This window comes from Acinetobacter lwoffii (assembly GCF_024129435.1).
GTDB lineage: Bacteria > Pseudomonadota > Gammaproteobacteria > Pseudomonadales > Moraxellaceae > Acinetobacter > Acinetobacter lwoffii_F.
Genome location: NZ_JAMXXN010000012.1, coordinates 1 through 14,698 on the forward strand (window position 1 = coordinate 1; position 14,698 = coordinate 14,698).

General features: G+C 45.1%; 12 protein-coding genes and 1 pseudogene. 8 read left to right on the top strand and 5 right to left on the bottom strand.

The annotated features are described in order from the left end of the window. Positions 1–79: pseudogene (locus NI455_RS09305) on the bottom strand (IS5/IS1182 family transposase); the annotation flags it as partial. 186 nt (positions 80–265) lie between these two features. Between NI455_RS09305 and ubiH the strand changes: the two are divergent. The 3 genes from ubiH to NI455_RS09320 all read left to right on the top strand — a co-directional run bounded on the left by ubiH (position 266) and on the right by NI455_RS09320 (position 3,147). Continuing rightward, the gene (gene ubiH, locus NI455_RS09310; RefSeq protein WP_005107466.1) at positions 266–1,474 is read left to right on the top strand and encodes a 2-octaprenyl-6-methoxyphenyl hydroxylase; all 1,209 of its coding nucleotides are present in this window, start codon (positions 266–268) and stop codon (positions 1,472–1,474) included. Continuing rightward, positions 1,471–2,718, top strand: coding sequence for an FAD-dependent monooxygenase (locus tag NI455_RS09315; RefSeq protein ID WP_253113803.1), 1,248 nt, complete (start codon positions 1,471–1,473; stop codon positions 2,716–2,718). Before ubiH ends, NI455_RS09315 begins: the two co-directional genes overlap by 4 nt. Before the next feature lie 174 nt (positions 2,719–2,892). Continuing rightward, positions 2,893–3,147, top strand: a complete 255-nt coding sequence (locus tag NI455_RS09320; RefSeq protein WP_005246889.1) for a hypothetical protein — start codon at positions 2,893–2,895, stop codon at positions 3,145–3,147. A 91-nt stretch (positions 3,148–3,238) separates the two neighbouring features. Here the strand turns inward: NI455_RS09320 and rsmI are convergent, their stop codons facing one another. Next, positions 3,239–4,081 carry a 16S rRNA (cytidine(1402)-2'-O)-methyltransferase gene (rsmI, locus tag NI455_RS09325; protein WP_253113806.1) on the bottom strand — a complete coding sequence of 281 codons (843 nt, stop codon included), beginning with the start codon at positions 4,079–4,081 and terminating at the stop codon, positions 3,239–3,241. A gap of 10 nt (positions 4,082–4,091) precedes the next feature. Between rsmI and NI455_RS09330 the strand changes: the two genes are divergently transcribed. From NI455_RS09330 to NI455_RS09345, 4 genes are all read left to right on the top strand, one after another. After that, on the top strand, positions 4,092–5,051 hold the full coding sequence (locus NI455_RS09330; protein WP_253113809.1) for a penicillin-binding protein activator: 960 nt from the start codon (positions 4,092–4,094) through the stop codon (positions 5,049–5,051). Between the two features lie 11 nt (positions 5,052–5,062). Next, a complete protein-coding gene (locus NI455_RS09335; protein WP_005107460.1) occupies positions 5,063–5,479 on the top strand; it encodes a YraN family protein in 417 nt (138 codons plus the stop codon). A gap of 133 nt (positions 5,480–5,612) precedes the next feature. After that, complete coding sequence (locus NI455_RS09340; protein WP_004279522.1) at positions 5,613–6,299, top strand: BON domain-containing protein; 687 nt, start codon at positions 5,613–5,615, stop codon at positions 6,297–6,299. Then, entirely contained in the window at positions 6,289–7,170 is an 882-nt protein-coding gene (locus NI455_RS09345; RefSeq protein ID WP_253113811.1) for an alpha/beta hydrolase, read from the top strand. Before NI455_RS09340 ends, NI455_RS09345 begins: the two co-directional genes overlap by 11 nt. 105 nt (positions 7,171–7,275) lie before the next feature. Here the strand turns inward: NI455_RS09345 and nudC are convergent, their stop codons facing one another. From nudC to dnaQ, 3 genes are all read right to left on the bottom strand, one after another. After that, entirely contained in the window at positions 7,276–8,052 is a 777-nt protein-coding gene (nudC, locus tag NI455_RS09350; protein ID WP_253113813.1) for an NAD(+) diphosphatase, read from the bottom strand. Then, positions 8,052–9,695 (bottom strand): chemotaxis protein, encoded by a 1,644-nt coding sequence (locus NI455_RS09355; RefSeq protein ID WP_253113815.1) that lies wholly within the window; start codon positions 9,693–9,695, stop codon positions 8,052–8,054. The genes nudC and NI455_RS09355 overlap by 1 nt, the downstream gene beginning before the upstream one ends. Before the next feature lie 124 nt (positions 9,696–9,819). Continuing rightward, complete coding sequence (gene dnaQ, locus NI455_RS09360; RefSeq protein WP_253113818.1) at positions 9,820–11,196, bottom strand: DNA polymerase III subunit epsilon; 1,377 nt, start codon at positions 11,194–11,196, stop codon at positions 9,820–9,822. Between the two features lie 207 nt (positions 11,197–11,403). On the opposite strand from dnaQ, the gene NI455_RS09365 reads away from it, so the two are divergent. After that, positions 11,404–14,697, top strand: a complete 3,294-nt coding sequence (locus NI455_RS09365) for a LysM peptidoglycan-binding domain-containing protein (protein WP_253113820.1) — start codon at positions 11,404–11,406, stop codon at positions 14,695–14,697. Position 14,698: the final 1 nt, after the last annotated feature.

A 14,698-nucleotide genomic window follows, 5' to 3' on the forward strand; every position in this document is an offset into this window, starting at 1 on the left:
AGTTGTGGTGAATGGATAAATTACGCAGAATAACTTTCAACTTTTGCCAGTGTTGATCTGTCAGCATGGTACGAGGCATAGCGAATAGTAACATTGGGTTTGGCGATTTGATTTTACTACTTTGCTATTTTTTTAAGCTAAAAGTGTCAACACACCCTAAATAAAACGAATCATTATAAAAATTTAAAGCCTTGAGGTAAGATAAAACCAGTATACGTTTTATGTAATTCGCCATAGATGCGAATAAACAGATAAGGAAGTAAGCATGCAACAAGAAGTCATCATTGTCGGTGGTGGTATGGTCGGCTTAAGCCTCGCATTGATGTTGGCGAAAATCAATATTGCAGTCAAACTGTTGGAAGCCATTAAATACCCAAATTATGATGATGAAAATCTTGCGCCATATCATTCCAGTTTTGATGCACGTAACAGTGCCTTGTCACGCCGTAGCGTGCAGATCTATCAGGAGCTTGGACTTTGGAATGCCTTGCAAGAACATGCTACCCCAATTCTGGAAGTGAATATTACCGAACAGGGCAGTTTTGGTAAGGCTCGACTGAAAGCCGAACAGGAAAAAGTCGAAAGCTTTGGTCAGGTCATTGAAAATGCCTGGCTCGGTCGTGTACTGCTGACCCAAGTCAAAAAAGAGCCATTGATTGAACTGATTGATGGTGTTCAAGTGACATCCCTTATCCAAGATACAGACTTTGCTTATATCGAAGCTCAGCGTGGTGAATCGTCACTAAAATTACAGTCCAAACTGGTTATTGCCGCCGATGGGCGGGATTCTTTCTGCCGTAAAGCCTTGGGTATTGGTGCGTCAGAACATGATTATGATCAGGTTGCGATTGTGACCACAGTACAAACTTCAAAGCCACATGCTCATGTGGGCTTTGAGCGTTTCAGCCATTTAGGGCCTTTGGCACTTTTACCACTACCGGGTGAGTATCGTCGTTCAGTGGTCTGGCCAGTGAAAAAAGGTACTGAAGGAGAATGGTTGGGGGATGAAAATGACCAGCATTTTCTGGATGCCTTACAGGAAACGTATGGTGATCGTGCCGGAAAATTCCAGAAAACCGGAAAACGGTTCAGTTTTCCATTGTCTCAAGTGTTAGCCGAAAAACAGGCTGTTGGCCGTGTCGTATTGATGGGCAATGCTGCCCATACGATTCATCCGGTCGCTGGTCAGGGTTTTAACCTGTGTATGCGTGATGCGCATGTATTGGTGCGTTACCTGAAAGAACAGCAGGTACAAGGCGCAGACTTGGGCGATGCTGGAATATTACAAGACTATGAAAAATCTCGTCTCAGTGACCAGCAGCGTGTGATCAAGTTCTGTGATTCAGTGGTACGTGGCTTTAGTAACCAGAATCCATTTTTAAAGCTGATGCGTAATACAGGTTTAATCGCTTTTGATACGATTCCAGGCATCAAGCCACTGGTTGCAAATTATGCCATGGGGTTAAAAGCATGAGCTTAAATCAAACTAACGAAATATTAGACGTCGTCATTATTGGCGGTGGATTGGTGGGTGGGCTTACAGCGCTTCTGTTAGCCCAAGGTGGCATGCAGCCTACAGTTCTGGATGCAGCGCCAATTCTGGATGCAGATAAAACCTTAAAGGTGGCCAATCCGCGTGTCCTGGCTCTCAGTCAGGCAACCATTCACTTGTTAAAGACGGTGGGGGTCTGGGAAAACCTGGCACGGCAGCAGCCTTATACCGGCATGCAGGTCTGGAATAAAAATGGCTATGGCGAAATCAATTTCGGCCAGCCTTCAGAAAAAACACCCTCGCTAGAACAGGCTTTAGGTTCGATGGTGGAACCCAGCATTCTGAATCTGGCCATTCAGCAAAAGATGCTTGAAGATGTTCAAGATTATAGAACACAGGTCAAAGTCAGCCGCGTTGAACGTGGCGTCGGTGTGTGGATTATTCATCTGGCCGATGGTACTCAGCTTAAAACCAAGCTGGTGATCGGCGCCGACGGTGCCAATTCCTTTGTTCGTGAGCAAGCGTTCATCGATATTGATGTACTGGACTATAAACAGGCAGGCATCAGTTGTGCCATTAAAACTGCACAGCCTCATCAGCATATGGCACGTCAGATTTTTCTTGAAACCGGTCCATTGGCTTTTTTACCTATGGCCAGCCTTAATCAGGAAGAGCAGGGACACTGGCAATCGATTGTCTGGACTTTGCCAGAGGATTATGCCGAAGAATATGCTGCACTTTCAGATGCTGAATTTACTCAACTCTTGACCCGTGAAAGCCAGCATATGCTGGGTGAGGTATTGCAGGTGACAGCACGTGCCACTTTCCCCTTAAAAGCCCGCGCTGCCCAACAATATGTTCAAGAGGGTTTAGCCCTGATTGGAGATGCCGCACATGTGATTCATCCGCTGGCAGGTCAAGGCGTGAATATTGGCTGTTTAGATGCTGCGGTACTTTGTGATGTATTGTTACATGACCAAGCGCGTGGCGTATGGGCACATGAGCAGACCTTAAAACGCTATGAGCATCGCCGTAAAGGCCAGAACGATGCCATGATGCACAGCATGTCTGCGATTGGCTGGATGGAAACCACTTTATTCTTCCCGATGGTTTGGGCACGTAATTTCGGCCTGAAACAGGTAGAAAATCAGCCCATGTTGAAAGATGCATTTATGGCGCAGGCCAATGGTCTGAGTTTACTTAAAGACACACGCTACGCAGCTTAGGACAGAAATGTAAATTTTTTAAACAAACACCAATAAAGAGTAACGATTTTGTTTAAAAAAGATACGATTTTTTGATGTTTGGTACTAGGCGAAGCCCAAAGAGATTGCTAAATTTCACTTAATTCGACACCTGGCTTGGAATACCAAGCAAGCGCCATTTTTGGGGAGATGCAAATGACAGACATGAATGATTATGATGACGACGTTGAAGATTCAATCGTTGACGATGATGAAGCAAAAGCAGCTGAAAAAGGCGCAGCAGATAGCACAGAGGTCGTGAATGATACCGATCTTGCAGAAGCTGAAACCTTAACCGTCACTGCAAAGTTAAAGAAACGTCAGGCACTTGAAGACGAAATTGCGGCTTTCCTTGCCAATGGTGGTCGTATTGTTGAAGTCCCGGCAGATGAATCAGTAGCCAAAGAATAAGTTATTGATTAACTTGCCTCTTATAAAAAACACCACATCAATTGTGGTGTTTTTTTTGTAAACCAAAATGAGATAGAAATATCTAGAGCAATTAGTCGTTTGCTGAAGTCAGTTCTAAAGCACGTTGATAAGCGATTTTCTTTTTGATACCTGTTAAATCTGCAGCCAGTTGTGAAGCAGCTTTGACCGAAAGGTCCTGTAATAGGCGATTCAATAATTTATCCAGCTTTTCCTGATCCAGATCTTTTTCTTCGGTGGCACCGCCAATCACCAAAACAATTTCGCCTTTTTCCTGATTGTGATCATTGACAATGAATTCGACCAGCTCACCCAAGGTCATTTTCTTGATAGTTTCAAAAGTCTTGGTAATTTCACGCGCAAAACCGACCGGGCGATCTGCACCGAATACGCTGGCCATATCTTTAACGCAATCTAGAATCCGGTGCGGTGCTTCATAGAAAATCAGGGTCTGGGTTTCATCTTTCAGTTTTTCCAGATTCTGCAGGCGCTGACTTTGTCTGGATGGCAGAAAACCTTCAAAACTGAAACGGTCACTTGGCAAGCCAACTGCACTTAAGGCGGCAATCGCAGCACAAGCACCAGGTACAGGAATCACGCGAATATTATGAGCTTGTGCAGCACGGACAAATTTAAAACCAGGGTCGCTGATCAGGGGCGTACCAGCATCACTGATCAGGGCCATATCTTCGCCATTCAGCAGGCGCTGGATCAGCTGATCAATCTTGTTGCTTTCATTATGCTCATGGCAAGCGGTCAGAGGTGTTTGAATATTAAAGTGTTTAAGCAATTGTGCTGAAGTTCGTGTATCCTCGGCAGCAATAAGACTCACCGACTTTAACACCTGAAGTGCACGATAACTAATATCATCTAAGTGCCCGATTGGAGTCGCAACAACAAATAACTGAGCACTCATAGGTTTCTCCATGTGGAATAAATTGAATAATAAAAAATGGAAGATTAAAAATAAAATATTGGGCTTGTGTTTAGTCAGCTACATCAGCAGCGTACAAGCAGAAGTGCTGATCATTCTACCCGAATCCGGGCCTTTGGCGCGAGCTGCATCGAGTATCAAACAGGGTTTTCTCAGTGCTTATGCTACTTCCGGGCAGAAAGTTCCATTAAAATGGGTCAATTCCAATCAGAAAAATATCTCCCAGCTACTGAAACAGCATGTCAATAAAAAGACCAAAATGGTGGTGGGTCCATTGGCACGTAGCGATGTGGAACAACTACTCAAGAGCAAACCTAAAGTACGTACCATCAGCCTGAATGATGTAGCAGGGTCATCACCCCAAGTCTGGCAATTCAGCCTGTCCAAAAAAGAAGATGCCGCTGCCTTAAAAACCTTATTGCACAAAGATGGAATTCAACAGCTGCTGATTTTACGCCAGCCGGGCAGTGAAGCCGAGTATGAGCTGTTGCTGATGTTATTGTTCAGTCAAAGTGATCTGAAATTCAAGATCGTGAACAAGACGCCCATTTTTTTAATGCCAAAACAAGGGCTGTTATACCTCGGCAATGCAGAAGGGCTGGCTGCCATACCTGAATTAAGCCATAAACGGATGTATACCGTGGCCAATGCGATTAGCGAACAGCATAAACCGCCACGAGGAATCAAGTTCTGTGATGTACCTGTGCTTTATCTGGCTGACTGGCCGGATGTTCTACAGGCCTATGCCAAAGAGCCGGTGGATATGTCCTATCAGCGCCTGATTGCCTTCGGTGGCGATGCCTGGCAGATTACCCAGCAGTACCTGTCACAACCGCATTTGCAGCATATTGAATTTCAGGGTAGAACTGGCCGGATTGAAATCACGGACCACAGTATTCAGCGTAGTCCACAATGTTTTCAGTATAGTGGCACAGGCGTCAAGCTACTATGAGCGAAAGAGGAATGCTACGACAGCAATTAGGTGCATGGGCGGAGCAGCAAGCGGCCCAATTGATGCAAAATCATGGATTTCAGTTCCTGGCAGCCAATTATCACAGTCGCTATGGCGAGCTGGATCTGATTCTGGTGCGTGATCAGGAACTGGTCTTTGTGGAAGTCAAAGCACGTGCGCAAACCCGATATGCGCAAGCGATCGAGTCGATTTCCAGAGCAAAACAGGTAAAGATGCTCAAGACGGCAATGTGCTTTATTCAGAAAAATCCACAATTTGCACACTATTACTATCGTTTTGACGTGATTTGTTTTGATTTTAAACAGCAATTTGCAAAAACCATACAGCATGACTTTTCGCAATACCCTTATGATCTGGAATGGATTGAAAATGCTTTTACTTTTGATCAAGAGTTTATTAACCTTTGAACAAAATAAGGTCTAAAGATGCTTATATTTGCTTCAAGATCATTGTAAAGTTCAAGCAGAATTGACATGATCTGAGCTTGAAAACAGATTATTAGATTGAAAAAGACGTAATAAAATGAAGGAGTCTTGCTGAGTGGTTAAGCGTATTGCAATAACAATGCTGTGTGTCGCAAGTTTATCAGGTTGTGCAAGTTTTATTTCCAGCGGCACAGGTACGGCTCCTGTCGGAACTGAAAGTGGGGCGCGTACCTTGGGGCAGGTATTTATTGATTCCTCAATTGTCCGTACTGCAAAAATTAATCTTTATAAATTGGATTCGCGCTTTAAGCAGGCCCGGGTCAATATTGAAAGTTTCCATGGTAATGTTTTGTTGACTGGTCAAGTGCCAGATGCTCATTTAAAGCAATTGGCTGAAGACAATGTCAAATCCATGAGTGATGTCAAAGCGGTACATAATTTTATTACTGTAGGCAATCAGATCAGCTATAGCACCATCATGCAGGATACTGCAGTAACTGCAAATACTCGTGGCTTGATCATGAAAGCGACTGTGGTGGCGGATAGTAAAGTGCATGTGCATACTGAAGATGGCGTATTGTATGTGATGGGGCGTTTAAATGGTGCCGAGATTGCTGACCTGAATCAGGTGCTACAACAGGTGGGTAATGTCACCAAAATTGTGACCTTGATTGATAATGTTGAGCAATATTCAAGCCTGGCTAACCAAAACTTTGCCGCACCGGCATATGCGCAGCCGGGTATTGAACAGACGCCGGTTGCCATTGATCCTGATACGGTTGAACCGACCTATGAACCATAAGGTCGGCCAGTTTAAAACCCAACTCTCACAGCGTATTTTGCAGTTTCAACAGCACTATCAAGATTTCCGGTTATACGATTTTGGCAGTTATGCTTTAAATCGTTTAACCCCGAAACAGGGCTACACGGTCGAAACACAATTGGCCTATGGTCTGAAATCCCGGCAACGCTTTGACCTGTTTCGAAGTCAGCAGCCTTTGCCTCATCGTCCCCTGATTGTGTTTGTACATGGCGGTGCCTGGTTGCATGGCGATAAAAAGGATTATCAGTTTATTGGTGAGGCTTTTGCCAAAGAAGGTTATGACGTGGTGCTGATGAATTATCATTTGGCGCCACAACATATTTTCCCGACCTATATTCATGATCTGCATCTGTTGCTAAATCATTTGCAGCAGACAGCTGGACAGTTGCAGATCTGTGCAGAAAATCTGGTCTTGATGGGACATTCTGCCGGGGCCTTTAATGTGATGTCTGCCTTATATCATCCGCAATCTGCCAGTATTGATCACAGTCAAATCCGGGCGATTATTGGTCTGGCAGGACCTTATCATTTTGATTATAAAAATGATCCCATCTGTGCCGATGCATTTGATCAGGCGGTGCCTTATCAGCAGGTCATGCCTTATTATTTTGTTAGAAATAGCTCAACCCGGCATTATCTGTTTATTGCCGAAAAAGACAAGATTGTTGGGCATTTCAATAGCCAGGATTTGGACCGCGTACTGAAAGAGAAGGGTAATCATAGCCATTTGATTCACATTCCGAAACTTGGCCATATTACGATCGTGGGTTCGCTCTCCAGTTTGTTTAGCCGCTTTTTCCAGACCAAGTCTCAGGTGCTCTGGGCGCTCGAGGATGCATTTAAATCCTGAGACTGATATTTGGTTTAACCAAGCACTAGATAAAAAAGAATCCAGTGGATGATCTCCCCTGGATTCTTTTTTTGAGCCGTTGGGCTAAATCTTTCAAATACAGATTTACAGCCAGGTCTTGGTGTCGTCTGCGACGGGCGTACCTTGAGTCACATGCATGATCATGGCATGGGCAATACTGCCTTTAAACGGAATTTCAGGCAGCTGATCGAATTTAAAGAATTGCGCATCGCTAATTTCTTCTTCCTGCAGCTGTAGCTCACCGCCAGCATATTCTGCCTTGAAGGCAATCATCAGATTACTTGGGAAAGGCCAGGGCTGGCTGGCCAGATACTGAATATTCTTGAGTTGTAAGCCAACTTCTTCTAGCGTTTCACGACGTACTGCATCTTCCAGCGTTTCACCCACTTCAACGAAACCGGCAATCAGTCCATACATCTGGCTTTTAGTATTACGTGCATTTTTGGCCAGCAGAATCTCGTCTTCACCTTTGGTAATAACAGTAATAACGCAAGGCTGTACCCGTGGATACTGACGGTAGTTGCAGGATGGGCAGACCATAGCATATTCAACAGTATGCGCTTCAGTCGCTGTGCCGCAATGACTGCAAAATTTATGGTTACGACGCCATTCTAAAAGCTGTACCGCACGACTGGCCTGTTCAAATTGCTGGGTATTCCAGAACTGTAACAGCTGACGGATGGGAACCAGTTGTAAGCCTCCAGGAATAGGCTCATCGGGAAGGAGATCACGGGCAATCACTTGATCACCCGTGTGGAGTAGCAAATCACTTGCTAAGGCTTCAACTCGTGGAAGTTGAAAGTGTTGATCGACCAGCAGTTGCTGTTGTTGAAAAATATAAGCAAGTGATAATTTGGACATTAGGCAACTATTTTGAGTTTCTCACTACTGTCCAATGCTACCTGAAACATCGCCTGTAATACAGGCTGTTTGTTCTTTAAGTTATCAATCATCATGTCGGCACTGGCCAGGGTGTCTAAAGCACGATGAATTTCTTCCGGACTTAATTCAATCGACAGATCAATACGGTTCTTGATGAATTCTGCAGTGGTGGTGAATGCAGTACGAACATGTTCTGCATTCAGGAACAGCATCGCGCCGCCAATCTCGCAAAACTGTACTGGAACAGGTTCGAGTGCAGTCAAGTCATGATCTTGCAGGTAATTGCTGAGAATCTGGCTGGAAAGCTCAATTAGAGCCTTAGTTTCAGTGAGTAAAGCAGCGTGTGCTTCATCCAGACGGTCCAGAGAAATATTCATGTTGTTGACACGCAGCTGCAAGCGGCTCGAAGTATGATGACGTTCCAGTACGCCAATCGAGTTCATCGCAGACAGAATCACATTCATCAACTGCTGGGCAAAGCTGGCATCCTGCATCATCTCCGGTTGGTTCAGTGAAGCAGCCTGACGGGTCAGGTCATGATAGGCTTCATTCAGGTTCAATACCTTGAAGATATTCGCCAGATTATTCAGTTGTGCCTGCAATTCCTGAGTCTTTTCAGGCGTCATATTCTGATAATTGAACTCGATATCATTACGAATTTGCGCCATTTCCGTGGTCACCAATTCGCTGATGGTATGCATGGTTTCAAAGTCTGGACCATACAGATGGCGACTGAAGACCTGTAATTGCATATCGGTCAGTAGGTCATCGCCCACATTGAGCTGGCTACGGATAGATTGCGCAGTTTCATCTTCCTGACTGATACACAGGCTAAGAATATTAGCTAAATCTGACAACGAAGCCTTGAAGCTGTCTGCTGAGCTAAAATATTGTGCCATGTTGCGTTCAATGCTCACCAGTGTGCGTAGACGTGGTTCATTAATCAGCAGGTGCTCAATATTGTTCAACGCAACATAGACCAGATTCCAGTACTGCTTGCTGTCATGTTGTTCTGCAAGTCCTGCCAGATAAGCCCCCACCAGTTTGATGGCTTGCAAATCCAGTTCACTTTCTTCCTGATTGATCAGCTTGTTGAGTGACAGCTTATACAGGCGATGTACATATTGGGATTTTTCCAGACTTGGTGCCTGTGGCAACGAAAAATCAGGGGTGACGCAATCCAATAAACCTTCTACATGCTGGCCTTCAGTCGTCAGTGGCTTACCCAAAGCCAGTTCCAGACGGTTCAGGGTATCCAGCAAAAACTGTGGAATTTTCACTTCACGCAGACAGATAAATTCGATATAGCGTTTCAGCATAGTGGTGCCTTCACTCAAGGCGATCACTTCTTGAGTATTGACCTGCGCCGGATTCCCCATAATCTTGCGCATCAGTTCTGCTGAATATTGAGCGACTTTTGCCAGACTGGACATGTCGATGAGTGCCAGAACCTGGGCGCATTGTTCGAACTGATTTAATGCATCATCAATACCAAAAGGTAAAGTCTGGTCTTCTACCAAGGTGCTTACTGCTGATTCGACTAACTTGATCGAGTTATCAACCTCATTTTTTATTATCAGTAAAGCTGTTGGATCAAAATGTATAGAGGTTTGGTAAGACATGATCTGCACCTTTCCTGGAGTATTATCTATATATGAGCCCCACTTTAAACTACGGGGCCTCTTTGTATTTACTATAACTGAAGAACGATAGTTTTAAACCTAAAGTATCCCGGAAATGTAGATTTTATTTCGCGAAAAGGCAAGCAGTTCCATGTTTTTCTTCGAATTGTTTGACCCAATTCTCATGTTCTTGCAGTTCCTGTTCTGACGGAAGAATTACCGGTAATTCAATTTCAACTCTGGCCATCCCTGAGCGGCTGTTCTGGTCTTCAGACTGAGACAGGGCATCGATATCAAAAGACACCTGTCCACCGGTCATCGCCAGATAAACATCCGACAGGATTTCCGCATCAAGCAAGGCACCGTGGAAAGTACGGTCGCGTTGTGGAATCTCGTAACGGCGCACTAAGGCATCTAGCGAGTTTTTCTGACCGGGATGCTTGGACTTGGCCAGTGCCAGGGTATCGGTGACGTCACAGACTTCGGAGAGCGTTTTAAAACCTGCGCGTTTGAATTCCATATCCAGAAAGTTCATATCGAAGGTCGCGTTATGCGCAATAATTTCCGCGCCGTGTAAATAGTCAAACAGCACTTGAGAAATTTCTTCAAACAGCGGTTTGTCTTGCAGGAATTCGTCGGTGATCCCGTGGACATTGACAGAATCACCGACCGGTGTTTTCGGATTGATATAGATATGAATCGAGCTGCCGGTCAGTTTGCGGTTAATCATTTCTAGCGCGCCAACTTCAATAATCCGGTCACCATCCTGATAATAAAAACCGGTGGTTTCGGTATCCAGAATCAGTTGTCGTGGGCCATGCAGCTGTAGCTTTGCTGGTGTAATGACAATTTGCGGATGTAGCTCAGTCGAGGCAGATGATTCTGAAGATGAAGCATCTTCATTGCTGTCTGTTGCTAAAACTTCAGTCTGTACAATTTCTTCAACAGTCACTTCGATGATTTCTTCCAGCTCTTCTTCTTCGCTCTCGGCCAGATCAAGACCGAAAGGATCGTCTAGCAACCAGTCGGGTTCAGATTTTTTTTTATCTTCAGACATTGAAGGGCTTTGCTTGGATTTTTTCAGGGTTTCATCAGCACCCAGATTGGCCAGCTGATCGGCCATTTCATTGCCCGGATGTCCAGCATGACCTTTGACCCAGTGCCATTCGATGTCACGTCCTTGACAGACTTCATCAAGTTTTTGCCACAGATCCGGATTTTTGACGTCTTTCCAGTTTTTCTTTTTCCAGCCGTGAATCCATTCGGTAATGCCTTGTTTTACATACTTGGAATCGGTATAGATCACCAGTTTGTCTTGCTTGTCACAAAACAGAATCCCTTCAATGGCAGCCGTCAGCTCCATACGGTTGTTAGTAGTATGATCTTCACCGCCACAGATTTTGTGTTCTTGTTGGCCATTAACAATGTACGCACCCCAACCGCCTAAACCCGGGTTGCCGCGACAGGCGCCATCAACATAAAGTGTGATAGTGTGTGACATAGATTAAATCCGATCAAAATAGAACAAGCTGGAAGGCTTATTGTATAGCGCAAATGCAGTCGATCAATCTATATGTCCAGGATTTTTTAATTTCTTGTAACATTTAACGTGAAATCGCGGTAAATTATTGGCTTGAGTCTTCGACATGCTTCACTACAATGGCATATCTAAAAAATAAATTTATATACGAGTTGTTTGGATTTCTTTATGTATAAACCAACCGCAATTTTGTGGCAGCCGACATTACCTACATTTTTAAAATATTCTGTACTGGGAACTGCGCTTGCTTCTCTAGGACTGACGGGCTGTTCATCTACACAAAGTGCGACCCAAACAGCATCAAGCAAGCAGGTTGGATCACAATATCTGGATGCCAGCAGTCTGGATGGACTCGAAGATTTACTTTCTGCAACGGATATGCGTGCAGTCGAAGGTGACCGTTTACAGATTCTGAAACATGGTGATGTCTGGAAACGCATGACCGTGGGTTTCAAGATGGACTTAAGTGTCTGGAATCCGCGGATTGATGCGCAGCGTGGCTGGTTTATTTCACGTCAGCCTTATCTGGATCGCTTAAGTGCGCGTGCATCACGTTATTTATATTACACGGTAAAAGAAGCAGAACGCCGTGGTATGCCGACCGAGTTGGCGCTGTTACCGATTATCGAAAGTTCTTATGATCCGGCTGCGACCAGTAGTGCGGCGGCGGCAGGTTTATGGCAATTTATTCCAAGTACCGGCCGTATTTATGGTTTAAAGCAGACCTCATTATACGATGGTCGCCGTGATGTAGTGGAATCGACCCGTGCAGCCTATGAATTTTTAGGCAGTCTGTATAACCAGTTTGGTTCCTGGGAATTGGCGCTCGCTTCTTATAATGCCGGCCCAGGCCGTATCCAGCAGGCAATTAACCGTAACAAAGCCGCAGGTCTGCCCACCGATTATTGGTCCTTGAAACTGCCACAAGAAACCATGAGTTACGTGCCACGTTTCTTGGCGGTTGCACAAATTATTAAAAATCCCGGCAGCTATGGGGTGAGCTTGCCACCGATTGCCAACCGTCCGCATTTCCGTGAAGTGCCAGTGGGCATTGCCAGTTTAAATGAAATTGCAGCCATCACTGGTCTAAGCCGTGCAGAACTGTATCAATTAAACCCGGGTCATCGTGGTGATCATATTGATCCTGCAAGTCCGCGCCGTATTCTGATTCCAGCTGATTTAAGTCCTTCAGTCGATGAAAAGCTGAAAAAATTATCCGGTTCAGGTGGTTTATGGGCGAGTAACACGAACAGCTTGCCGCGAAATACGACGACAGTGGTGCCCACCAGAGCTGCACCGCCAGAATTAAATACCAAAACGATTACACCTTCTAAACAGACTCCGCCAGCGGTTGTTAGTAATCAGCCTGCAACGACTGTTGCCAAAACGACGACTCCGGCTAAAGCTGCAAGTACGCCACCTGTCGTCACAGCAGCGGTAAGTACCGCGACAACGGCAAATACTGTAACGCAGACTACGAAAAAGATTTCGACGCCTAAAGGCTCATCTGCCTTGGCCAGTTTTGCGGCACAAAGTGATTTGCCGATTCCAAGTGCGCCGCGTATTCCGGTAGCTGTAACACCTGCAGCGCCAGCGAAACAGATTCAGGTCGAACCACCGATTTCGGCAGCTGAGCGTCAGCAAGTTGAGCAGGCGGTCATCGCACAGGATATTCAGAAAACTGTAGATGAAATTCTGCAGCCTGTCGCAACACCGGCAGAACAGGCCCAAGTGGTTGAAGAGCTGAAAGCATTGGCGCCGGCTGGCACAGAAATTGTTGATCCTTATGATGGCAAAATCAAGCTGACTGCCATTCAAACCAGCCTGTCTGTGGCTGAGCAGCAAGGTAAAGAACTGACAAAAGGCTTCTCTTATCCAAAAGAAGTTGCTGACAATACCACTGCGAATTCGGTTGAAGCCCAGCTGAATCAGGGCAAAAATTACGTCAAGACTGATTCTGAAGTGGTGGTGGTTGCTCCAAAAGGCAAACGCAGTACCTATAAGGTGTTACCAGGTGATAATCTGGCAATGATTGCGGCTAAAAATGGCGTGAACTGGCGTGATGTGGCGAAATGGAACCAGATTGATCCAAATTCTCCGCTGTATGTGGGTACCACCATTTATCTGTATGATGCCAAACCGGTACAGGAAGCCAGCAAAGCCAAAGAAAAGCCGGAAACTTATGTGGTTCAGGCCAATGACTCTCTGACTAGCGTAGCGAATCAGTTTGGTTTTAGCGTGAAACAACTGGCTGATTTTAATGGACTGAGTACCAATAGCGGTCTGTTTGTTGGGCAAAAGCTGTCACTGAAAGAAACGGTTGCCTCTAAATCTAAAGCTGAAGAGATTAAAAAAGCTGAAACTGCCAAGGTTCAGACCAAATCTTATACGGTGAAACGCGGTGAATATCTGAAACTGATTGCCGATCGTTACGGGCTTTCAAATACCGAACTGGCATCATTAACGTCGGGTCTGACTGCCGGTAGCAGTCTGATGGTGGGACAGAAAATCAATGTACCACTTCAGGAAGTTGAAGGGCTAACAACATCTAACCAGAAAACTGAACAGAAGTTTGAAAATGTTAAAGTCGATCAGACTGCAACTGAAAACTATCAGGTCAAACGCGGTGAAACACTGTATAGCATTGCCAGTCAAAGCAAGCTGAGTGTCTCTGAACTGGCTGCACTGAATGGGTTGTCTGCCAATAGTGGTTTACGTATAGGTCAGACCATCAAGATTCCAGCCGGCAGTCAAATCCCTGAAACCTATACGGTTCAATCGGGTGATACGCTGACCGGTATTGCCGCAAGATATAATTTGTCAATGGACCAGGTGGCGAGCCTGAATGGCATGTCACGTAATGCAGGTTTGCGAGTGGGGCAGCGTCTGAAACTGAGTGGTGACGTGACAGAACCGGTAAGTGAAGTGGTCGCGGAAACTGCGGTCAAGAATACAAAATCGGATTCGCATGTGGTGAAGTCAGGTGAAACCTTAAGTTCTATTGCACGTCAGTATCATTTACAACTGAAATATCTGGCAGATTTAAATGGCCTGAATACCAATAGTACGGTGCGTATTGGTCAGCGTTTAAAAATTGAGGGTGACTTTCCGGTAGATAAAAAAGTTGAAGATGTGAAAGTGGCAACTAAGCCTGTAGCTTCTAAGGCAACTGAATCCTATACCGTTAAATCAGGCGAATCCCTGAATGCAATCGCCAGCCGTTTAGGCATAAGCGTGACCGACTTGGCTCAATTAAATAATCTAAGTCCACGCGCAGGATTAAGGGTCAGTCAAACCATTCAGATTCCAAAACTGGTGACTGATTATAAAGTCAAACGCGGTGATACCTTAATCGGTCTGGCTTCACGCTATGGTATGAACAGCAATGAACTGGCGGAAATGAATGATCTCAAACCGAATACGCAATTGCGTATTGGCGATGTGATTAAAGTACCGAATTAAT